The sequence below is a fragment of the Chromobacterium sp. W521 genome, assembly GCF_052805975.1.
On sequence record NZ_JBRBAF010000003.1, the window covers coordinates 77,527 to 97,591 of the forward strand.

A 20,065-nucleotide genomic window follows, 5' to 3' on the forward strand; every position below is an offset into this window, starting at 1 on the left:
TAGGCGGGGCGGGCGTGGGGCGCCCGCCTTCGCTCAAGACTCGCTGTTGTCGAATTGAACCGTGGGCACGGCTTTGCGCAGGCCGCGCGTCAGGCACAGCAAATACGCCATGCCCGCGGCGAGCCAGCCCAGGCCGATTTGCAAGGTGAGCGCGGACAGGCTGGTCCACAGCCAGAGCGTCAAGGCAAATCCAATCGCCGCGGGCGAGCCATAACGCATCCAGGCGCTAAACGGATGCGGCTTGCCATCCAGCAGATAGGTTTTGATCACCGCCAGGTTGACCACCGAGAACGCCACCAGAGCCCCGAAACTGATCAGGGAGGCCAGGGTGGCCAAATCGATCACCAGCGCCAGCGTGGAACAGAGGGATACCACGAGTATCGACCAGATCGGGGTGTTGAAGCGTTGTGACAGGCCGGCAAAAACCCGGTGCGGCAAGACACGATCCCTGCCCATGCTGTACAAAATGCGCGAGACCGAGGCCTGGGAGGCCAGTGCCGATCCAAAGGCGCCGGCCACATAGCTGGCGGTGAAAAAACTGACGAAATAGGGGCCGGCGATGCGCTGCATCACCTCATTGGCGGCTGAGTCCACATGCTGGAACCTGCTGCCGGGGAAAGCCAGCTGGCTGATGGCCGCCAGCAGGATGAACAGCAGTCCAGCTCCTATTGTCGTCATGATGATGGCCCGCGGGATGTCGCGGCGAGGTTCCCGCGCTTCTTCCGCCAAAGTGGACACCGCGTCGAAGCCTAGAAAGGACAAACACAGAATGGCCGCGCCGGCCAGCACCGGCGCCATCCCGATGGCGCTGCCGTCCCCCTGCCAGGGCGCCAGCAGATCTACGCTGGTCTGAGTCATGATCTGCCGGGCCGCCAGCCCGACAAACACCAGAACAAAGACTAGCTGCGCGACTATCAGCACATTGCCGAAACGCGACACTGATTGAATGCCCAGCACATTCAACAGCGTGACCAGCGCGATCATCGTCACGATAAAGCCCCAGGCCGGCACTTGAGGAAAGCTTTGATGCAGGTAGATGCCGATCATCAGGTAATTGATCATGGGTAAAAACAGGTAATCGAGCAATAAAGACCAGCCGGCCAGAAAGCCCGCCATCGGACCAAAGCTTTTACGGGCATAAGAATAGGCCGAGCCCGCAACCGGGTAGCGGTCGACCATGCGGCTATAAGACAGCGCGGTGAAAAAAATGGACAGCAAGGTGAGCAGATAAGCCAAGGCGGTGCGGCCGCCGGTGACTTGAGTGACCACGCCATAGGTGGTGAATACGGTCAAGGGCACCATATAGACCAGGCCAAACAAAGTCAGCGCCGGCAGCGATAACACTCGGCGTAGCGATCCGGCGTAGGGAAGGGGCTGCGCGGGCTCCGTTACGGGGAACGGGGGATATCCTGCCATCATGATTCTCCTTTAGCGCCGCAAACAAAACCGCGCAGCGTACCTGGGCCAAGGCGCGCCGACGCCGGCAGTACCAGGCGTACGACAAGTCGGCGCAACTCAGGATCAGGGGTTTTGTCAGCGGGTCTTATTGCCGGCAAGTTCTTTGAGCCTGCAGGGAGTCTGCTGCGCGTCGTTAACAGGCTCTTGGGGCCGGCTATTGTTGTCTATGCAAGCCGCTTGATCTCCATGCGGGTTACCGTAGCAAGGCTTTCTCCGCGGCTTCGATGGCTTGCTCGAAGGTATTCGCGATGAGCTCGGCCTGCTCCATGCTCAGCGTCAAGGGCGGAGAAATGATGAAAGTGTCCGCCAGATTGCGTATCAACACCCCGTGTCGACGGCAGTAATCGGAGATATACGCGCCGAAGCCCAGGTCCAGATCAAAAGGCTGTTTGCCGACGGGGTCGGCCACCAGTTCCACGCCTATCATCAGGCCCAAGCCGCGGACATCGCCCATATAGGGATGCTTGCCCTTTATGCTTTTCAGGCGCTCCAATAAATGACCGCCTACCTTGGCCGCGTTTTCCGTCAGGTTTTCCCTTTCGATGATCTCCAGATTGGCCAGCGCCGCCGCGCAGGCCAGCGGATGGCCGGCATAAGTGTTGCCGTGATAGAAGGCCGCTGGGCTGAACTGGCGGGCGTCGCTGGAGTGAAATGCCGACTCCACTCTTTGATTCATCAAGGTGGCCCCCAGCGGGATGTAGCCGCTGTTGATTCCCTTGGCGAATACCATGATGTCCGGCTTCACCCCCCAATGCCGGCTGCCGAACAGGTTTCCAATGCGGCCGAAACCGGTGACCACTTCGTCCGCGATCAGGAGCACGCGATAGCGGTCGCACACCTCGCGCACCAAGGGCCAATAATTGGGGGGCGGGACAATGACGCCGCCGGCGCCTTGCACCGGCTCGGCAATGAAGGCCGCCACGGTGCCGGGGCCCTGATGGAGGATTTCCCGCTCCAGCAATTGCGCGCATAAGCGGCCTAGGGTTTCTGAATCGTCGGTGTAGGGGTTGCGGTATAGATGGGGGGTGTCCACTTGGCTGAAGCCCGCCAGCAAGGGTTCGTAAGCCTGGCGATAAGCGGTGCTGCCGTTCGCCGACAAGGCTCCCAGGGTGACGCCGTGGTAAGCCTGCTTCAGCGAGATGATTTTATGGCGCTCAGGCTCGCCGCATTGCCGCCAGTACTGGCGGGTCAGTTTAAACGCCGCTTCATTGGCTTCCGAGCCGCCGGAAGAGAAAAAGGCGGCGCTCATGCCTTCGGGCTCGGTCATCCGGCATAAACGCTCAGCCAGCGCCATGGCTGGCTGCGTGGTGGTGCCGCCAAAAATCGAATAAAAACCCAGCTGGTTTAATTGTTGGGTGATGGCCTCCTTGATTTCTGGATGGTCGTGCCCGACGTTGACATTCCACAAGCCGCCTTGCCCATCTAGATAGCGTTTCCCGGCTTGATCGAAGACATGGCAACCCGAAGCGCGATCGATCCGCAGCGGCGGATGCGCGGCAATATGGCTGGCATTGGCGAAGGGATACAAAAGATGGCCGGTAGGATGGCGATTTGCCGTGCTGGTCATGATGGTTTCTCCTCGGTTTTACGTTGCGGCGCCGGCTTGTTCCGATGGTCGGCGTTCTGTTGTCCTATTGCTCCTGGTTCAGCGTCATCCACACCCCCTTGGTCTGGGTGTAGGCCAGCAAGGCGTCAAAGCATTTGTCGCGGCCATTGCCGGACTCTTTCCAGCCGCCGAACGGCAGTTGCATATCGCCGTCCATATAGCTGTTGACGTAGACCATGCCGGCTTCTACCTCGCGCGCGAAGCGATGCGCATGGTTGAGGTTTTGGGTCCAGATGCCCGCCGCCAGGCCAAAGGGGCTGTCATTGGCGATGGCGATGGCCTGGTCCAAGCCGGATACCGGCATCACGCAGGCCACTGGGCCGAAAATCTCTTCTCGCGCTATGCGCATGCCGTTGTTCACGCCGGCGAACACGGTGGGGTTGACGTAGGCGCCGTGGTCCAGATGGCGCGGGGTGTCGCCGCCCAGCAGGCATTGCGCACCGGCCTGCCGGCCCAGCTCAATGTAATCCAGCACGCGCCGCTGCTGGCCGCGGCTCACCAGCGGGCCCATGCTGGTGGCGGGGTCCAGCGGGTCTCCCGGGATGTGATGCGCGCGCGCGGCGTTTAGGAAGGCTTCGAGAAAATCGGGAAGAATGCTTTGTTCCACCAGCAGGCGGGAGCCGGCGCAGCAGATCTGGCCTTGATTGCCGAATACGCCCATGGCCGCCCAACGCGCGGCGGCCTCCAGGTCCTGGACATCGGCCAAAATCACATGGGGGGATTTGCCGCCGCACTCCAAGGACAGTTGCTTCATATTGGACTGGCCCGCGTAGCACAGCATCAGCTTGCCCACTTCCGCCGAACCGGTGAAGGCGATCTTGTCGACATCCTGATGCAAGGCCAACGGCCGGCCGCAGCCAGGTCCATCGCCAGTCAGCACATTGAGTACCCCGGGCGGGGCGCCCGCCTCAATGAAGAGCTTGGCCAGCCATAAAGCGCTGAGCGGAGACTCTTCCGCCGGCTTGAGCACCACGGAGTTGCCGGCCGCCAGCGCGGGCGCGATCTTCCAGCAGCTCATCAGCAAGGGGTAATTCCAGGGCACCACGCAAGCCACCACGCCCAAGGGTTGGCGCAGCACAAAGCTATGGATGTGGCTGGCGGTTGCTCCCACCGTGCCCTGGACCTTGTCGATGGATTCCGCGGTAAAGCGCAGGCATTGCACGCTCAGGGGCAAGTCCACCGTCAGCATCTCGCTAATTGGCTTGCCCATGTCCAGGCAGTCCAGCAAAGCGAAAGTGCGTTGATGTTGTTCGATCAAATCGGCAAGCCGATTGAGGACGGCCATACGCTCCCGCGGCGGTCGTCTGGACCAGACGCCGGACTGAAAAGCGCGCCGCGCGGAATTGACGGCGATATCCACGTCCTGGCCATCGGCGCTGGGCAGCTCGGCCAGGGTCTCGCCATTGCTTGGATTGACGCTGGCGAAGCGCCGGCCGGAACGCGCCTGACGAAAGTCCCCGTCAATGAACAGCCCCTGTTCCAAGGGCAGTGCCTTGGCCAGGGCGCGCCAGTCGTCGGCTAGGAGAGGTTCAGCGGACATATTCGGCTCCTGAGTCTAATAAGTGGGGAAAGGCGCCCAGCGATTCAAACTGACCGGCCAGCGACAGCAATTGCCGGTCCGCCCCGCGCGCGCCGATGAATTGCAGCCCAACCGGCTTGCCTTCCGAGCTCAGGCCGCAGGGGACGACGCAGGCGGGATGCTGGCTTAGATTGAGCGGGAAGCTGAAACCCGCCCACTCTGTCCAGGCAGCGCCATCGCCGGCCGGCTGTCGCGAGGCGATGGGGAAGGCCGTCAAGGGGGTGGCCGGCGCTAGCAGCAGATCGAACCGGCTCATCGTCTGGTCCATGAAGGCGCCAAATTCGGCGCGCCGGGTTTGAGCCGCAACCAAGTCCGCCGCGCTCAGGGCCAGGCCGCGCTCGGCTATTGCGACAAAGCCAGGGTCCAGTTGCCCGCGCAGAGCCGGCTCCACCATGGACAGCCGGTTGGCCGCGCCGCTGAACCAGTGCTTTTGGAAAACATCGAGCAGATCGATATCGGGAAGTTCGAATGGCTGGATCTCCACTCCCAATGAGCGCACCAGATCCAAGGCCCGTTCTATGACCGCGGCCACTTCCGCTTGCAGCTGGCCGCAGGCCGGGGTGGACCAGTAAGCCACTTTGGCCCGGCTTAGCGCCAAGGGAGGGAAAGAGGGCTCGCCGCCGATGGGCTGATGCCAGTCACGCAAGTCGCGGCCGCTCATCGCGTCCAGCATGGCGCTGACATCGCCGACGCAGCGCGCAATCGGCCCGATATGCGCCAAGGTGCCGAAGGCGCTGCCGGGATAGGCCGGCACCCGGCCAAAGCTGGGTTTGTGTCCAACCAGACCGCAGAAGGCCGCCGGGATGCGAATGGACCCGCCGCCATCCGTCCCTAGGTGCAATACGCCCGCTCCGGCCGCGGCGGCCACGGCCGCGCCGCCGGAAGAGCCCCCCGGCGTCAGTTCAGGACCCCACGGATTGCGCGTAATCCCGTGAAGCGGATTATCGGTGACGGCTTTCCAGCCGAATTCCGGCATGGTCGTCATGCCCAGCAAGATGGCGCCGGCGGCGCGCAAGCGAGCAACCGACGGAGCGTCGCTGCCGCAAACCGCCGCGCTGCTGCTGCGGCTGCCATAGCGCACGCTCCAGCCTTGCACTTGAACGATGTCCTTGATCGTGGCGGGCACGCCATCGATGGGAGACAAGGGACGCCCCCGCCGCCAACGCTCATCGGCCGCGGCGGCGGCGTCGAGCGCGCCGGCGCTGTCGATAAAAGCGAAGGCGTTGTAACGGTCTTGGACCGCCGACGCCCTGGCCAGCGCCGCTTCCGCGACTTCAAGCGGAGAAAGGCTTGCCGCGGCGTAGCGGCTGGTCATGTTTTGCACGTTCAGCCGGCAGAGCGGCGACGCGTCCGACAGCGGGAGTGTGTGGATGGATGACATACTAAGCCCCCAAGGTAAGGTGCGGCGTGGCCGCTATGGCATGACTGGGCGGTGGTGTTGTTTTGTGATGATGGTAAGCAAACGAGGTGGCGCGGAAAAACGCATTTTTCGCGGCAAGTTGCGCTGTTTTTATGTGTAAGAGCCTGTTACGCCGCTGAAGCACGGCAGACTTTCAACAGGCTCCCAAATGCCAGCTTAGGGGAGGGGACATGAATATTTCGATTAGACAAATACGTTATGTCTATGAAGTGGCATTGACGGGAAGCATCGCGGCGGCGGCGGAGGCGATACCGATTTCCAAATCCGCCTTGCTGAGCGCCATCATTCATGTGGAAAACCAAATAGGGTTTCGGATTTTTGAACGCCGCCCGGCGCGTGGCGTAAAAATCACTCCGGCGGGCAAGCAGTTCATGCTGGCGGCGCAGGATATGTTGGAAGCGAAGTCGGCGTTTAATCGTTGCATCGCCAATCTGACGCGGCCGGGGACTGTTCAATTGCGGATTGGCTGTTTTGAGCCGTTTGGCGCCTTGTTCATGCCGGATGTGCTGAAGCGTTATATACAGGGTCAAGGCGAAGTCGATATCCAGCTGCGGGAAGGAGACCAGTCGCAACTGCGCAGCTGGCTGACGGCCGACGAGGTGGATTTGATCGTAACCTACGATATCGGCTTTCATTTGGACGAGGAGGTCAGCCGTATCTGCAAGGTGCCCTGTCATGCCTTGCTGTCGATACAAGACCCGCTGGCGGAGCAAGAAGCGGTCTCGTTGGCGGATTTGGCGCTTCGGCCGCTGGTGTTGCTGGATTTGCCGCAGACGGCGGCGTATTTGTTGGCCTTGTTCGAAATATCGCCTTGTCAGCCTCATGTGCGCTTCAGGACGCGTTCGTATGAAACCGTGCGCGCGGCGGTTTCCGCGGGATTTGGCTGTTCCATCCTGAATATGTGCCCGTCCGGCAGCGCCACTCGGGACGGGCCGGAGTTGATACGACGGCCGTTTGCCGATTTCAGCTCCGCGCCCACGCTGATTGTGCAAGATAAACATGGCCGGGAAAAACCCGCTTTCATCCAGGACTTTATTACCGCGACGCAGCAGCATTTTCGCCAATTGGGGCCGGAGGGTTTCGCCGTGGCGACCCCGGCTTTGGCGGCGACTCTTTTTCAGGTTTGAAGTATTCATTCAACCATTTAGAGCCGCTGACAAAACCTTGCGGAGAACCTGAGCCAAGGCGTGCCGACGCTGGCATTACTTGGGTACGGCAAACCGGCGCACCGCGGCATCAGAGGTTTGTTAGCCGCTCTAAAAAGCGATTGGAAACCGTCGCCCATGCGCAGAGCTTGACGCCCGGATGGGTATTTTATCTCCATGGCAAGCTCGGATGAGGGCTATACTGGAGCCGGCATCGGCACCGCCGATGCATGCCAAGGAGCTGATCATGAGTAAATCAAGACACAGCAGCAAGGAAGCCAAGAAGCAGCCATTGATGACCCCCAAGGAAAAGCGGGCGGCCAAACATCAGAAGAAACACGGGCCCGACGGGGCGCCCATTATTGTCCCCCACTAAGACGAGCGCTGCGGCGATGCGGCTGGCTTGATGTGCTGAGCGCCTCGCTGGTTTTGATCCATGCGCTGTTTTCCTTCACGGTGGTCCATCCGACCGTCTACGCCGGCCAGCGGGCCGGCCAATCGTCCAGACCTCCTGCCATCGCGGCCAGGAGGTTTTTGTTTGGCGGGGACGGTTTCAGGGCGTGGACATGTGTCCGGGTCGGAATATGCCGTCTTGATTTTTTGCGGCGGGAACGATAGCTTTACAGGCTTTGTTCGGGTCCAGTCGCCGTGAGCGCGGACTTAGCACCTGTTTACGATCTCGCGAGCAATGGCGAGGCAAGGCGAAAACGGCTGAAAAAGCGGAGTGTACACACGGCACATGAGCATTTTGAAGCCGCTTTCAACGCCGTATCACCGATGCGTAGCAGATCGTAAACAGGTTCTTAGAGCACGGGAGCAAACGATGCAGCAGGCATTCGAGGTGACGGGCTATCACGCCCATGTCTATTACGACGCAAAGCAGCAGCCGGCGGCGCGGCGGCTGCGCGAGGCAGTGGCGCAGCGCTTCGAGGTGGAGTTGGGGCGCTGGCGCGAGCAGGCTTACGGGCCGCACCCGGTGGGCGCTTACCAGATCGCTTTTGCGCCGGCTTTGTTTGGCCAAATCGTGCCGTGGCTGATGTTGAACCGGGAGGGGCTGAGCGTGCTGCTGCACCCGCTGACTGGCGACGATGTAGAGGATCACAGCGATTTCGCCATGTGGCTGGGCGCGCCGCTGGAACTGAATATGGCATTCCTGCTCCAGCATGGCGACAATGCGCGCTCAGGCTGAACCTGCCCGCGAGTACAAAAAAACCCACCGGCTCCGGTGGGTTTTTTGTTTGCGCGAAACGGCTTAGCGACGTTCCACCGCCAGCGCCACGCCCATGCCGCCGCCGATGCACAGCGTGGCCAGGCCCTTCTTGGCGTCGCGGCGCTGCATTTCATGCAGCAGGGTGACCAGCACGCGGCAGCCGGAAGCGCCGATCGGATGGCCCAGCGCGATGGCGCCGCCGTTGACGTTGACCTTGTCCGGGCCCCAGCCCAGTTCGCGCGCCACGCCCAGCGCCTGAGCGGCGAAGGCTTCGTTGGCTTCCACCAGGTCCAGTTCCTCCACCTTCCAGCCGGCTTTGTCCAGCGCCTTGCGGGTGGCGGCCACCGGGCCTATGCCCATGATTTCCGGCGCGCAGCCGGTCAGCGCGTAAGCCTTGATCGCGGCCAGCGGCTTCAGGCCCAGCTGGTCGGCCTTCTGCGCCGACATCAGCAGCACCGCGGCGGCGCCGTCATTGATGCCGGAAGCGTTGCCGGCGGTGACGGTGCCTTCTTTCTTGAAGGCGGCGCGCAGTTTGGCCAAGCCTTCGGCGCTGGCGTCGTGCTTGATGAACTCGTCGTTGTCGAAAGCGACCGGATCGCCTTTGCGCTGCGGCACCAGTACCGGGGTGATCTCGTCCTTGAACTTGCCGGCTTTCTGCGCGGCGGCGGCGCGTTGCTGCGAGGCCAGCGCCAGCGCGTCCTGCTCTTCGCGGCCGATGCCGTACTTCTCCGCCACGTTTTCGGCGGTGATGCCCATGTGATAGGCGTTGTAGGCGTCGGTCAGGCCGTCGTTGACCATGGTGTCGATCAGTTGAGCGTTGCCCATGCGGAAACCATCGCGCGAGCCGGGCAGGATGTGCGGCGACAAGGACATGTTTTCCTGACCGCCGGCGATGACGATGTCGGCGTCGCCGTTGGCGATGGCTTGAGCGCCCAAGTGAACGGCGCGCAGACCGGAGCCGCAGACTACGTTGAGAGTGGTGGCCGGAGTGGTGACGGGCAGGCCGGCCTTGATCAAGGCCTGGCGAGCCGGGTTCTGGCCGCTGCCGGCGGTCAGCACTTGTCCGAGAATGACTTCGCTGACGTCTTCCGGTTTCAGGCCGGTTTGAGCCAGCAGCGATTTGATGACGGTGGCGCCCAGTTCCGGGGCCGGGATCTTGGCCAGCGCGCCGCCAAAGCTGCCGATGGCGGTGCGGGTTGCTGCGACAATCACGACTTCCATGTTTTTCTCCGTCTCTCTTCAATGTGACCGCGAAGGTCGGTGTGTCGGCCAACGCGCCGCCGGCGTTGGAAGCGGTCGGCGGCGCGTCTTTGGAATGACTGACAAAACTCGGTTTTACGGCTGTGGCAAGGCGCGTCGGCTTGGGCGGTGTTCTAGTTTCTTGACCCTATCCCGCCGACGCGTTGCCGATCGTAAACAAGCGTTTACTGCAGGCTGGCCACCACGCTGGGCATGGCCTTGGCCAGCACATAGCTGCCCGGCGCCGCTTGCAGCGGCGGGAAGTCTTTGCTGCCCAGGCTCTTGGGCGCGGCGACTTTCTTGCCGGATTGCGGAGCCAGCCAGGCGTCCCAGTCCTTCCACCAGCTGCCGGGGCGGCTTTCCGCGGTTTCCAGCCAGGCGTCCGAGTGTTCCGGCAGCTTGTCGTTGACCCAGTAATTGCGCTTGTCCTTGGTCACCGGGTTGATCGAGCCGGCGATATGGCCGGAGGCGCCCAGCACGAAGCGCCGGGACGGCGCGCCGGTCAAGTAGTGAATGCCGGAGTAGGCGGAACTCCACAGCACGATGTGGTCTTCGCGCGCGGCGAAAATGTAGACCGGGATGTCGATCTTGGAAACGTCGATGGGCACGCCGCACAAGGTGATGGAGCCTGGTTTGGTCAGCGCGTTGTTCATGTAGAACTGGCGCAGCATGAAGGTGTGCATCGGCAGCGGCAGGTCCACCGCGTCGTTGTTCCAGTATAGGAGGTCGAACGGCGCCGGCGTTTTGCCCAGCAGGTAGTTGTTGACCACGTAGTTCCACACCAGGTCGTTGGCGCGCAGGCTGGCGAAGGTGCGGCCAATCTCCTTGCCGCTGATGATGCCGCCGGCGGCGATTTTGGCTTCGCGGCTGGCAACCAGGTTCTCGTCGATGAAGTAGGAGATCTCGCCCGGCTCGGCGTGGTCTATCAGCGAAGTCATAAAGGTGGTGGAGTCGAAATACTTGAGCCCGCGGGCCTGCAGCACGCACTGGGTGGTGGTCAGGATGACGCCGCCGACACAGAAGCCCAGCGCGTTCATGCTGTCCTGCTTGCTGATCTTGCGCACGGTTTCCGCCGCGGCGATCACGCCTTTCTCGATATAGCTTTCCCAGGTGAAATGCTTCATCTCCGGTTCCGCCGAGCGCCAGCTGATCAGGAACACGCGGTAACCCTGGGCCACGAAGTGGCGCACCATGGAGTTGTCCGGCTGCAGGTCCATCAGGTAGTACTTGTTGATGCAGGGCGGCACGATCAGCAGCGGCTTTTCGTAGACTTGGCCGGTGGTGGGGGTGTACTGGATCAGTTCGATCAATTCATTGCGGAACACCACTTGGCCCGGGGTGACCACGATGTTCTTGCCGATCTCGAACTGACTTTCGTCCGACATCGAGATGTGCCCCTTCTGGAAGTCCTCCAGCATGTTCTTCATGCCGTCGACCAGGCTTTCACCCTTGGTCTCTATCGCCCGTTTCATTACGTCCGGGTTGGTCAGCATGAAGTTGCTGGGGGAGACCGCGTCCAGGTATTGGCGGGTGGCGAAGGCCAGCTTGTCCTTGGCCTCTTCCTCCAGCTGGGCGTTGTCCACCAGCTCGGTCATCCACTTGCTGGTGAGCAGATAGCCCTGCTTGAGGAAGTGATAGAACGGGTGTTCGTCCCATTCCGGAGAGGCGAAGCGGCGGTCGCCCTTTTTCGCCGAGGCGTCGCCGTTGGCGGCGGGCGCCTGGCCCAGGAACTGAGACCACAGATTCATCTGCTGCTGATACAGGCTGCTTTGCCAGGCGAACAACTGACCGGCGTTGCTGAGCATGGCGCCCCAGGCGTTGGCCAGCGGCAATTCAGCATTTCCAGGTTGCGGGGGCAGCGGCATGTTGTTGACGAACTGCTGCATCCATTGTTGGTTGGCCTCGGATAGGCTGGCGAAGAAACTATCCAGCGGGTTTGTACTTTCTTGGGTCAAAGCTGTCTCCTGAAACGTGCCGAAGCGTTATCGAAGCTTTCCTGCATTGGACCGTGTAACAAAGTGTGCGGTCGCAAGGTACGCCATGACTGTAACAGGGTTGCATGACATTTTCACCGGGAGGAGGACGATAAGGCGCGTCGAAAGTCGCATCTTGTTGCCGCAGTGCACAATCTGCCTAGCTGTCCTTTCGGCCTGGCATGCCGGGAGGATGGAAATTATGGGATAATCGCGAAGATTAAATTGACGTTGGACTGAACGGGAAAGGATGGTCATGTCGGCATTCAAGGCGCGCTTGGGCGAAGAGGACGTCGCGGTGGGCAACATCTTCTGCATTGGGCGCAATTACGCCGCGCACGCGGCGGAGTTGAACAACCCGCTGGAAGACGAGCCGCTGGTGTTCTTGAAACCCACTTCGGCGCTGGCCGGCGAGGGCGAGCCGTTGCGTCTGCCCGACTATTCCAGCGATGTGCACCACGAGTGCGAACTGGTGTTGCTGATAGGCAAGGGCGGCCGCGATATTGCGGAATCGGAAGCGCTGGATCATGTGGCCGGCTACGGCATCGGTCTGGACATGACGGCGCGCGATGTGCAATCGGCGGCCAAGAGCAAGGGCCATCCCTGGACCAAGGCCAAGGGCTTTCCCACCGCCGCCTGCCTGTCCCGGCTGACACCGGCGGCTCAGGTGGCCAACCCGCAGCGGCTGAGCTTCGAGTTGCGCGTTAACGGGGCGCTGCGTCAGCAAGGCGATACCGGGCTGATGTTGTTCCCGGTGGCGGCCATCATCGCCTATCTGTCGCGGATCTACGGCCTGCAAGCCGGCGATCTGATCTATACCGGCACGCCGGAGGGCGTGGCGGCGGTGCGTTCCGGCGACAAGCTTAGTTTGAAGCTGGATGGATTGGCCTCCGCCGAATGGAGCGTGCTCTAGATGGCGGCCTCGGGCGAGGACGCTGGCAAGGTCCGTCTCGACAAATGGTTGTGGGCGGCTCGTTTCTTCAAGACGCGGCAACTCGCGCACGAAGCGCTGGAATTGGGGCGGGTGCAGGTCAACGGCGACAGAGTCAAGGCGTCGCGGGTGGTCAAGGAGGGCGACCAACTGGTGATGCGCATCAATCAGCTGGAGTACCGAGTCGAGGTGCTGGCGCTGAGCACCCAGCGCCGCCCGGCGCAGGAGGCGCGGCTGCTCTACCGCGAGGACGAGGCTTCGCAACGCGCGCGCGAGGAGCAGCAGTTGCTGTTGAAAGCGGAGCGCGCCAGTTTCCCGCACGGCGATGGGCGTCCCACCAAGAAGGCGCGGCGGGAGATCGGCAAGTTCAAAGGGCAGTTCTGAGAGCCTGTTCAAAGTCCGCTGCGCTATTCCGCGCGCCGTTTTACGTTTTCAACCAGGAGTCCGCTTAAGGGCCGAGCTTCACATCATGCCGTCTTCCGCGTCACCCGTTGTATCCCTGTTGCCGTTCAGCCTGTTCTATTTCAGCTATTTCGCCTTTCAGGGCCTGTTCAGCCCGTTCTGGGGGCTGTATCTGGAGTCGCTGTCCTTCTCTGCCTGGCAGATCTCGGTGTTGATGGCCTTGTCCACGTTGGCGCGTATTGTCGCGCCGGGCTTTTGGGGCTGGTTGGCGGATCGGCGCGGACGCCGGCGCGCCATCATCTTGACGACTTCTCTGTTGTCGGCGGCGGCCTTTCTGCTGGTAGGGCTGGACCGCGCCTTCTGGTGGGTGTTCGTCAGCCTGGCCGTGTCGCATTTTTTCTGGGCGGCGGCGCTGCCCCTGGTGGAGGCCAGTACAGCCCACCTGACGCGCGCGCAGCCGGGGCGTTACAGCCGGGTGCGGGTCTGGGGCTCGATAGGTTTTGTTTGTTTGGCGATGAGCGGCGGCTTGCTGCTGGACCTCATCGGCATCGGCAATCTGCCGTGGGCGCTCTGCGCGTTGTTGGGGCTGGTGGCGGCGGCGGCCTGGCGGGTGCCGGAGGTGGCCGCTGAACGCAAGAACGGGCAGTCGACATCAATGGCCGCTACGCTGCGGCGGCCTGAGGTAATGGCCCTGTTTGGCTGTTGTTTCCTGATGGCCTTCGCTCACGGGCCTTACTACACCTTTTTTTCCATCGGCTTGAAACAGGCGGGCTACGAGCAAGGCGCGATCGGCATGCTGTGGGGCCTGGGCGTGGTCAGCGAGGTGGCGGTATTCCTGCTGATGCCCAAGATCATGGGGCGCGCCCGCCTGGAAACGCTGATGCTGTTGTCGCTAGCGGCGGCGGTGCTGCGTTTCGCGCTGATCGCCGCCGCCGCGCAGCTGGCGTGGGTGGCGATCAGCGCGCAGTTGCTGCACGCGCTGACTTTCGGCCTGCACCACGCGGCCTCGGTGGGGCTGATCCATCGTATGTTCGACCCACATCATCACGGTCGCGCTCAAGGCTTTTACATCATCGCCTCGTTTGGCGTCGGCGGCAGCGCCGGCGGTCTGATCGGCGGGCTGGTGTGGCCGCATGGCGGCATGGCGACGACGTTCGCGATGTCGGCCGTTGCCGCCGCGCTGGGCGTGTTGCTGTGCCGGCGCTGGTTGCGGCCGGCGGCGTTTCAGGCCGGCTGATCCAATATGGGCACGATCTGCTGCGCGTTGGCGATACGGTGTTGAACACGGTTTCGAATTTCTCAGCCGTTTTCGTCTTGTCTCGCCTTAGCTAGCCAGATCGCGAGCGGGCTTTAAGAGCCCAGGCGGCACGAAATAGCAGCTGTCGCCGTCAATGCCGGGCAGTTCGATCCGGCCCTGATAACGCAGGCCGATTTTCTCCAGCACGCGGATGGACGCCTGATTGTGCGGCGCGGTGATGCCGACCACCACTTCGTGCCCCAACTGCTCGCGGCCATGTTCTATGGCGGCCTGCGCGGCTTCGCTGGCGTAGCCGCTGCCCCAGAATTGTTCCAGAAAGGCGTAGCCGATGTCCGGATAGGCCAGGCCTTCGCGCTTGACCAGACCGCAGATGCCGACTGGAACGCCGTCCTCTAGCCGCTCCACCAGCAACAGGCCGTGGCCGTGCTTGCGGTAGCTGGCTTGCGGGCCCTCCTCGATATAGCGCAGCGCGCCGAGCAGGTCGTGGGCGTTTTTGTCGCCGATATTGGCGATGAAGGCCGGCTCGTTCAGCAGCTTGAGCATGAAAGGGGCGTCGCTGGCGTGCAGCGGGCGCAGTTGCAGTCTGGCGGTGACGATGTGATGCATGGCGGGTTCGTGTTTCACGGGATGAGGTCGTAAAAAAAGCCGACGGCGCGCAAGCGCCATCGGCTTTGATGCTAACAGGCCAGCGGCTCAGCACTCAACAATATTCACCGGCACTTCGATGACGTTGATGGCCAGGCCGCCGCGAGCGGTTTCCTTGTACTTGGTGCTCATATCCATGCCGGTGTCGCGCATGGTCTTGATAACCCGGTCCAGCGACACGAAATGCTGGCCGTCGCCGCGCAGCGCCATGCGCGCCGCGTTGATGGCCTTGACCGAGGCCATCGCGTTGCGCTCGATGCAGGGCACTTGCACCAGGCCGCCCACCGGGTCGCAGGTCAGACCCAGATTGTGTTCCATGCCAATCTCGGCGGCGTTTTCCACCTGTTCCGGGGTGCCGCCCAGCACTTCGGCCAAGGCGCCGGCGGCCATCGAGCAGGCCGAGCCCACCTCGCCTTGGCAGCCTACTTCGGCGCCGGAGATGGAGGCGTTGAGTTTGAAGAGCACGCCGATGGCGCCGGCGGTGAGCAGGAAACGCACGATGCCGTCGTCGCTGGCGCCGGGCACGAAGCGGGCGTAATAGTGCATCACCGCCGGGATGATGCCGGCCGCGCCGTTGGTGGGCGCGGTCACCACGCGGCCGCCGCCTGCGTTTTCCTCATTGACCGCCAGCGCGTACAGATTGACCCAGTCCATGACCGTCAGCGGGTCGCGCAGCGCTGCTTCCGGCGAGGCCAGCAGTTTGCGGTGCATGTCGGCGGCGCGGCGTTTGACTTTCATGCCGCCGGGCAGGATGCCTTCGCGCTCGCAGCCGCGCTTGACGCAGTCCTGCATCACTTGCCAGATTTTCAGCAGCTCGGCGCGCACTTGTTCCTCGCTGCGCCAGGCCAGCTCGTTCTCCAGCATGATCTGGCTGATGGATTTGCTGTGGCGCTGGCACAAGGCCAGCAATTCCGCCGCGCTCTTGAACGGGTGCTTGAGCTCGGTGACCCCCGGCGGGGTAAAGCCGGCGTCGATGGCGGCCTCGTCGACCACGAAGCCGCCGCCCACAGAATAATAAGCGCGCTTGGACAGGCTGGCGCCGGCGGCGTCGAAGGCTTCGAAAATCATGCCGTTGGGGTGGTAAGGCAGGGTTTTCTTCTTGTGCAGGATCAGGTGCTCGCCCTCGACGAAGGGCACGGTGTGCTTGCCCAGCAGCGCGATGGCCTTGCTTGCGCGAATGGCGGCCAGCATGCCGTCCACCGCGTCGGTGTCTACCAGGTCGGGTTGCTCGCCCTGCAGGCCCAGCAACACCGCAACGTCGGTGCCGTGGCCCTTGCCGGTCGCGCCCAGCGAGCCGAACATTTCGGCGCGCACACTGGCGGTTTGTGTGAGCAACTCGTCTTTTTCCAGCCGGGCGATGAATTGGCGCGCGGCGCGCATCGGTCCAACTGTGTGGGAGCTGGATGGGCCGATGCCTATCTTGAACAAATCAAAAACACTGATGGCCATAATGCTTCTCTTTAAGGGCTGTGTCCCGGTAACCGGGTTGTTGTGAGGATGGCCTGGGCCGTCCTTATTATTGTCGTTGTCATGGTTTCACATGGCTGGGGCGCCGGGCGTGCCTGCGCACCGCCATCTTGCGGCAGCCGGGCAATCTAGACAAGCTGGAGGCCGCTGTCAATTTAGAATTATAGAGTCAGGACTAAGTTGCGTTGGGGGTTCGGCGAGTTGAAACCGCTTCGCATTCGGACGGCATGGGCCGGGCGGGCGGGAGGCCCTTTGCGCAAGGCGAGGAGGGGGCGGGGCATGAAAAAGCCCGGGCGAGCCGGGCTTGGGGTTTAGACTGCGGCGGCGGTGAAGCGGCGGCGCAGATGCTGTGGTTTTTCCAGCTCGTCGACGATGGCCACGGCCAGGTCTTCCACGCTGATGTCAGCCGGCTTGTCGCCGTTGAACAGCAATTGATCGCCGCCCAGCCGGTATTTGCCGGTGCGCTCGCCGGGATGGAGGAAGGCCGGCGGCGAGACGAAGGTCCAGTCCAGCGTGCTTTCCTCGCGCAGGCGACGCAATGCTTCGCGCACGCCCAGCGCGCCTTCTTTCCATTCCGCCGGAAATTCCGGAGTGTCTACCAGTTGCACGCCGGGCGCCACTTCCAGGCTGCCGGCGCCGCCCACTTCCAGGAAGCGCTTGACGCCGGCTTGCTTGACGCCGGCGACGATGGCGTCGTGGCCCTTCACCGCCAGCGCCTGGATATCGGCCTTGTCCCAGCCGGGGTTGAAGGCGCTGACCACGGCGTCGTGGCCGGCTACGGCGGCGGCGATCTGGCCGGCTTGGTAGGCGTCAGCGGCGACGCCGCTCAACTGCGGGTGTTGCGGCAGTTTGGACAGATTGCTGACGATGGCGCTGACTTGATGGTTGCGGGACAGCAGTTCTTGCAGGATGGCCGAGCCGACAAAGCCGCTGGCGCCGATCAGTGCGATTTTCATGGGATTCCTTTTCGCGATAAACAGGGGGCCGAAAACCCTGACGTAATGGTTTTACGAGGGCCCCAAACATAATGAAGTTTGATGGCGTTCAGAATAGCAGCTTGATTATAGGGCGATAATCCAGCAAAAATGGCATTGATAGTTTAGTTGGGCTTAATAAATGGATGCATTACGACGCATGGCGGTTTTCGCCATGGTGGTGGATAAGGGGTCGATGAACGGCGCGGCCCGCGAGCTGGGCATGACGCCATCGGCGGTGAGCCAGCATATCAGCAAGCTGGAGCAGCAGCATGGCGTCAGTCTGCTGCACCGGACTACCCGCAAGTTGACGTTGACCGAGGCGGGCAGCCTGTTCTATCAGGGCTGCGCCGACATGCTGGCGGCGGCGCAGCTGGCCGAGCAGCGGCTGCTGGAGCTGCGAGACGCGCCGGTGGGCGAGCTGCGCATCGCCGCGCCCACAGGCTTTGCCGGCGCCTTATTGAGCGAGGCGCTGACGCCTTTATTGAGCGCGCACTCGGGTCTGAAGCTGCGGCTGTTTTTCCACGATGAGATGATAGATCTGGTGGACAACCGCATCGATCTGGCGCTGCGCGCCGGGGTGCTCAAGGACTCCAGCCTGGTGGCGCGCCATCTGGCGGACTGGCCCAATGTGCTGTGCGCGTCGCCGGCTTATCTTGCCCGCCAGCCGGCGATCACGCGGCCGGAGCAATTGTCCTCGTTGCAATGGGTGGCTTTATCGGATCGCAAACTGGGTTGGTTGGCGTTCGAGCATGCGGATGGAAGCCGCTTTACCCTCGAGCCGGACGCGAGGCTGGTCAGTAACAACATCGTCGCCGCACGCCAGTTCGTGCTGGCCGGCATGGGCGTGGCGGTGCAGCCGGAACCCGAGATACGGCAAGAGTTGGCCGACGGTCGTCTGCTGCGGGTATTGCCGGAGTGGAGCCTGCCGCCGCTGGCGATCTACGCGGTGACGCCGCGCCGCGACATCCAGCCTGCGAAAGTACGCTATGCGATTGAGGCGTTGCGCGCCAGCCTGTGCAAATGAAAAACGCCGCCGGCAATGCCGGCGGCGTGATTGGAACGCAAGTTGTTCAGGATCAGAAAGCGATCTTGAAGCCCACGCCGAAGGCTTGCGGGTCGTTGCCGGCGGTCAGAGCCGCATCGCTGGTGCCCAAACCGGTATCGTATACCGGGTTGTTGGCGAAGTTGGCCTTGGCTTTGGCGTTGTTGCTGATCTTGGTGTAGTAAGCCAGCACTTGGGTGGTTTTGGACAGATTGTAAGTGCCGCCCAGAGTCCATTGCTTGGCCTTGAAATCGTCGCCGTTGACGCCGGCGCCGACATTTTTCAAGGTGCCCAGCTGGCCGTAGGACAGCTTGAGCGAAGCTGCGCCAAAGTCCTGGCCCAACGCGATCAGCCAGTTGTCCTGCTTCAGCTGACCACCGCCGACTTGGTCGAAGGTGCCCCATTCGTAGTTGCCGCCGACGAAGGTGCCGAAGTCGAACTTGTAGCTGGCTGCCAGGCTGTAGAAGGTGACGTTCTTGCCGGAGTTCAGCGACAACACCGCCGGGCTGTTGCTGCTGGAGGTGTTGTAGGAGTTGGTGTTGGCTTTCACCGCCGTATCGTACTGGCGATCCCAGCCAGCGGCCAGGTTCAGGCCTTGCCAGGTGTAGCCCAAGCCCAGGGAGATGCGCTTGGAGTCGTTGCCGGACACGCGGTTTTCATCCACGCCCCAGGACGCGCCCAGCTTGAAGCCGGCCCAGCTCGGGGAGAAGTAGTGAACCGAGTTGGCCAAGCGGGCTTCGCCGCGGCTGTTGACCGAGCTGCTGCCGAAGTTGTCGGCGGTGGTGTTGACCAGCAGGTCGGTACCCAGCGCGCTGTTGCCGCTGCCGGTGAACATCTTGTAAGCGGAGTCGTGTTGGCCCAGCAGTACGCGGCCGAAGTCGCCGTTGTCGATGCCGATGAAGGAGTTGCGGGTGGCGAAGGACGCGGTTTGTCCCTTGTCGTTGGTGCCGCCTTGTTCGAAGTTGCGCAGGCTGTTTTCCACCTGCCAGATTGCCTTGGTGCCGCCGCCGATGTCTTCAAAACCCTTGAAGCCGATGCGGGAGTTGTGGTCGACGATGCGGGTGCGGCTGCTGTACTCGGAACCGCCGGAGCCGGTGGCTTTGGACGATTCGATGCCGCCGCTCAGGAAACCGTAGATGGTCACGTCAGCGTGGGCGACAACGGGCAAGGCGAACATCGCGGCAACCAGAGCTGCCAGATTTTTCTTTTGCATCATGAATACTCCAAGTCTGTTTTGCTTTAATTAATCCGGGTGTCGGCTCCATGTCGCGCAAGGTTTCTTAACAAACCAAACTGCGGTGTCGCCACAACACTTGTCTTAGTTTAGCCACAAAATATGACGTGGATGTTGCTAATCTGTTGCTTAAAGATAAATCGGACAGGTGTGGTGTTGTAATTACGCCAAGAATTGGTTCGGGTAGACCTCGTCCAGCAGGGTGCGGCAATCGACGATGCGCAGGTCGTTGTCCTTGGCGAAATCCATTAGAAAGCAAAACACCTGGGGGCTGATTTTTTCCAGTTTCTTATCCACCGCCACACAGCGCACGCCATCCAGCATCATCGGGCGGACATGGGCGTGGTAGTGCAGCTTTTGATCGTCGAAGGAGGCTAGGATGCCGGCCAGGCGTTCGGCCCAGTCGCTGGGGCGAAAGGTGCGCCCTTCGGAAGTGATGCCCTGGATGACTATTTCGTATGGATTGCAGATCATGGCGG

Annotated in this window: 17 protein-coding genes and 1 pseudogene; 7 read left to right on the forward strand and 11 right to left on the reverse strand. The window is 62.1% G+C overall.

Translation table 11 applies throughout. From position 1 onward, the window contains the following. Nucleotides 1-33: 33 nt before the first annotated feature. The 4 genes from ACUXV1_RS05045 to ACUXV1_RS05060 form a co-directional block, all read right to left on the reverse strand. Entirely contained in the window at nt 34-1,416 is a 1,383-nt protein-coding gene (locus ACUXV1_RS05045) for an APC family permease (RefSeq protein ID WP_446014962.1), read from the reverse strand. Nucleotides 1,417-1,651: 235 nt separating this feature from the next. Further along, a complete protein-coding gene (locus tag ACUXV1_RS05050; RefSeq protein WP_446014963.1) occupies nt 1,652-3,025 on the reverse strand; it encodes an aminotransferase class III-fold pyridoxal phosphate-dependent enzyme in 1,374 nt (457 codons plus the stop codon). A 64-nt stretch (nt 3,026-3,089) separates the two neighbouring features. After that, entirely contained in the window at nt 3,090-4,604 is a 1,515-nt protein-coding gene (locus tag ACUXV1_RS05055) for an aldehyde dehydrogenase (RefSeq protein WP_337883071.1), read from the reverse strand. Beyond that, entirely contained in the window at nt 4,594-6,024 is a 1,431-nt protein-coding gene (locus ACUXV1_RS05060; protein WP_446014964.1) for an amidase family protein, read from the reverse strand. The genes ACUXV1_RS05055 and ACUXV1_RS05060 overlap by 11 nt, the downstream gene beginning before the upstream one ends. Before the next feature lie 209 nt (nt 6,025-6,233). Between ACUXV1_RS05060 and ACUXV1_RS05065 the strand changes: the two genes are divergently transcribed. The 3 genes from ACUXV1_RS05065 (at nt 6,234) to ACUXV1_RS05075 (ending at nt 8,397) form a co-directional block, all read left to right on the forward strand. Further along, nucleotides 6,234-7,190, forward strand: a complete 957-nt coding sequence (locus tag ACUXV1_RS05065; RefSeq protein ID WP_446014965.1) for a LysR substrate-binding domain-containing protein — start codon at nt 6,234-6,236, stop codon at nt 7,188-7,190. A 265-nt stretch (nt 7,191-7,455) separates the two neighbouring features. Continuing rightward, nucleotides 7,456-7,584 (forward strand): hypothetical protein, encoded by a 129-nt coding sequence (locus ACUXV1_RS05070; RefSeq protein WP_254894653.1) that lies wholly within the window; start codon nt 7,456-7,458, stop codon nt 7,582-7,584. Between the two features lie 447 nt (nt 7,585-8,031). Next, nucleotides 8,032-8,397, forward strand: coding sequence for a DOPA 4,5-dioxygenase family protein (locus ACUXV1_RS05075; protein WP_043641553.1), 366 nt, complete (start codon nt 8,032-8,034; stop codon nt 8,395-8,397). A gap of 63 nt (nt 8,398-8,460) precedes the next feature. Here ACUXV1_RS05075 and ACUXV1_RS05080 read toward each other — a convergent pair whose 3' ends face one another. Both ACUXV1_RS05080 and ACUXV1_RS05085 read right to left on the reverse strand, forming a co-directional pair. Further along, the gene (locus ACUXV1_RS05080) at nt 8,461-9,639 is read right to left on the reverse strand and encodes an acetyl-CoA C-acetyltransferase (protein ID WP_081556193.1); all 1,179 of its coding nucleotides are present in this window, start codon (nt 9,637-9,639) and stop codon (nt 8,461-8,463) included. A 203-nt stretch (nt 9,640-9,842) separates the two neighbouring features. Beyond that, entirely contained in the window at nt 9,843-11,543 is a 1,701-nt protein-coding gene (locus tag ACUXV1_RS05085; RefSeq protein WP_446015133.1) for a PHA/PHB synthase family protein, read from the reverse strand. Between the two features lie 343 nt (nt 11,544-11,886). On the opposite strand from ACUXV1_RS05085, the gene ACUXV1_RS05090 reads away from it, so the two are divergent. From ACUXV1_RS05090 to ACUXV1_RS05100, 3 genes are all read left to right on the forward strand, one after another. Then, nucleotides 11,887-12,543, forward strand: a complete 657-nt coding sequence (locus ACUXV1_RS05090) for a fumarylacetoacetate hydrolase family protein (protein ID WP_446014966.1) — start codon at nt 11,887-11,889, stop codon at nt 12,541-12,543. Next, nucleotides 12,544-12,945 (forward strand): RNA-binding S4 domain-containing protein, encoded by a 402-nt coding sequence (locus ACUXV1_RS05095; RefSeq protein ID WP_043641557.1) that lies wholly within the window; start codon nt 12,544-12,546, stop codon nt 12,943-12,945. Between the two features lie 85 nt (nt 12,946-13,030). Further along, nucleotides 13,031-14,200 (forward strand): MFS transporter, encoded by a 1,170-nt coding sequence (locus tag ACUXV1_RS05100; protein WP_446014967.1) that lies wholly within the window; start codon nt 13,031-13,033, stop codon nt 14,198-14,200. An 87-nt stretch (nt 14,201-14,287) separates the two neighbouring features. On the opposite strand, the gene ACUXV1_RS05105 is transcribed toward ACUXV1_RS05100, so the two are convergent. The 3 genes from ACUXV1_RS05105 to ACUXV1_RS05115 form a co-directional block, all read right to left on the reverse strand. After that, the gene (locus ACUXV1_RS05105; RefSeq protein ID WP_446014968.1) at nt 14,288-14,845 is read right to left on the reverse strand and encodes a GNAT family N-acetyltransferase; all 558 of its coding nucleotides are present in this window, start codon (nt 14,843-14,845) and stop codon (nt 14,288-14,290) included. Nucleotides 14,846-14,914: 69 nt separating this feature from the next. Next, on the reverse strand, nt 14,915-16,315 hold the full coding sequence (locus tag ACUXV1_RS05110) for an L-serine ammonia-lyase (RefSeq protein ID WP_446014970.1): 1,401 nt from the start codon (nt 16,313-16,315) through the stop codon (nt 14,915-14,917). 329 nt (nt 16,316-16,644) lie between these two features. Next, a complete protein-coding gene (locus ACUXV1_RS05115) occupies nt 16,645-17,289 on the reverse strand; it encodes an NAD(P)-dependent oxidoreductase (RefSeq protein WP_043641560.1) in 645 nt (214 codons plus the stop codon). Between the two features lie 160 nt (nt 17,290-17,449). Here ACUXV1_RS05115 and ACUXV1_RS05120 point away from each other — a divergent pair, with 160 nt between their 5' ends. Further along, nucleotides 17,450-18,334 carry a LysR family transcriptional regulator gene (locus tag ACUXV1_RS05120; RefSeq protein WP_043641561.1) on the forward strand — a complete coding sequence of 295 codons (885 nt, stop codon included), beginning with the start codon at nt 17,450-17,452 and terminating at the stop codon, nt 18,332-18,334. A gap of 52 nt (nt 18,335-18,386) precedes the next feature. Here the strand turns inward: ACUXV1_RS05120 and ACUXV1_RS05125 are convergent, their stop codons facing one another. Together ACUXV1_RS05125 and ACUXV1_RS05130 are read right to left on the reverse strand one after the other, a co-directional pair. Beyond that, entirely contained in the window at nt 18,387-19,568 is a 1,182-nt protein-coding gene (locus ACUXV1_RS05125) for a porin (RefSeq protein WP_231138179.1), read from the reverse strand. Nucleotides 19,569-19,775: 207 nt separating this feature from the next. After that, nucleotides 19,776-20,060: pseudogene (locus ACUXV1_RS05130) on the reverse strand (DUF3579 domain-containing protein); the annotation flags it as partial. Between the last annotated feature and the right edge of the window lie 5 nt (nt 20,061-20,065).

Bases quoted from the DNA above. Each gene is read 5' to 3' on its own strand.
- ACUXV1_RS05045 (WP_446014962.1), bottom strand. From the start codon at position 1,416: ATGGCAGGATATCCCCCGTTCCCCGTAACGGAGCCCGCGCAGCCCCTT.
- ACUXV1_RS05050 (WP_446014963.1), bottom strand. From the start codon at position 3,025: ATGACCAGCACGGCAAATCGCCATCCTACCGGCCATCTTTTGTATCCC.
- ACUXV1_RS05055 (WP_337883071.1), bottom strand. From the start codon at position 4,604: ATGTCCGCTGAACCTCTCCTAGCCGACGACTGGCGCGCCCTGGCCAAG.
- ACUXV1_RS05060 (WP_446014964.1), bottom strand. From the start codon at position 6,024: ATGTCATCCATCCACACACTCCCGCTGTCGGACGCGTCGCCGCTCTGC.
- ACUXV1_RS05065 (WP_446014965.1), top strand. From the start codon at position 6,234: ATGAATATTTCGATTAGACAAATACGTTATGTCTATGAAGTGGCATTG.
- ACUXV1_RS05070 (WP_254894653.1), top strand. From the start codon at position 7,456: ATGAGTAAATCAAGACACAGCAGCAAGGAAGCCAAGAAGCAGCCATTG.
- ACUXV1_RS05075 (WP_043641553.1), top strand. From the start codon at position 8,032: ATGCAGCAGGCATTCGAGGTGACGGGCTATCACGCCCATGTCTATTAC.
- ACUXV1_RS05080 (WP_081556193.1), bottom strand. From the start codon at position 9,639: ATGGAAGTCGTGATTGTCGCAGCAACCCGCACCGCCATCGGCAGCTTT.
- ACUXV1_RS05085 (WP_446015133.1), bottom strand. From the start codon at position 11,543: ATGCAGCAGTTCGTCAACAACATGCCGCTGCCCCCGCAACCTGGAAAT.
- ACUXV1_RS05090 (WP_446014966.1), top strand. From the start codon at position 11,887: ATGTCGGCATTCAAGGCGCGCTTGGGCGAAGAGGACGTCGCGGTGGGC.
- ACUXV1_RS05095 (WP_043641557.1), top strand. From the start codon at position 12,544: ATGGCGGCCTCGGGCGAGGACGCTGGCAAGGTCCGTCTCGACAAATGG.
- ACUXV1_RS05100 (WP_446014967.1), top strand. From the start codon at position 13,031: ATGCCGTCTTCCGCGTCACCCGTTGTATCCCTGTTGCCGTTCAGCCTG.
- ACUXV1_RS05110 (WP_446014970.1), bottom strand. From the start codon at position 16,315: ATGGCCATCAGTGTTTTTGATTTGTTCAAGATAGGCATCGGCCCATCC.
- ACUXV1_RS05115 (WP_043641560.1), bottom strand. From the start codon at position 17,289: ATGAAAATCGCACTGATCGGCGCCAGCGGCTTTGTCGGCTCGGCCATC.
- ACUXV1_RS05120 (WP_043641561.1), top strand. From the start codon at position 17,450: ATGGATGCATTACGACGCATGGCGGTTTTCGCCATGGTGGTGGATAAG.
- ACUXV1_RS05125 (WP_231138179.1), bottom strand. From the start codon at position 19,568: ATGATGCAAAAGAAAAATCTGGCAGCTCTGGTTGCCGCGATGTTCGCC.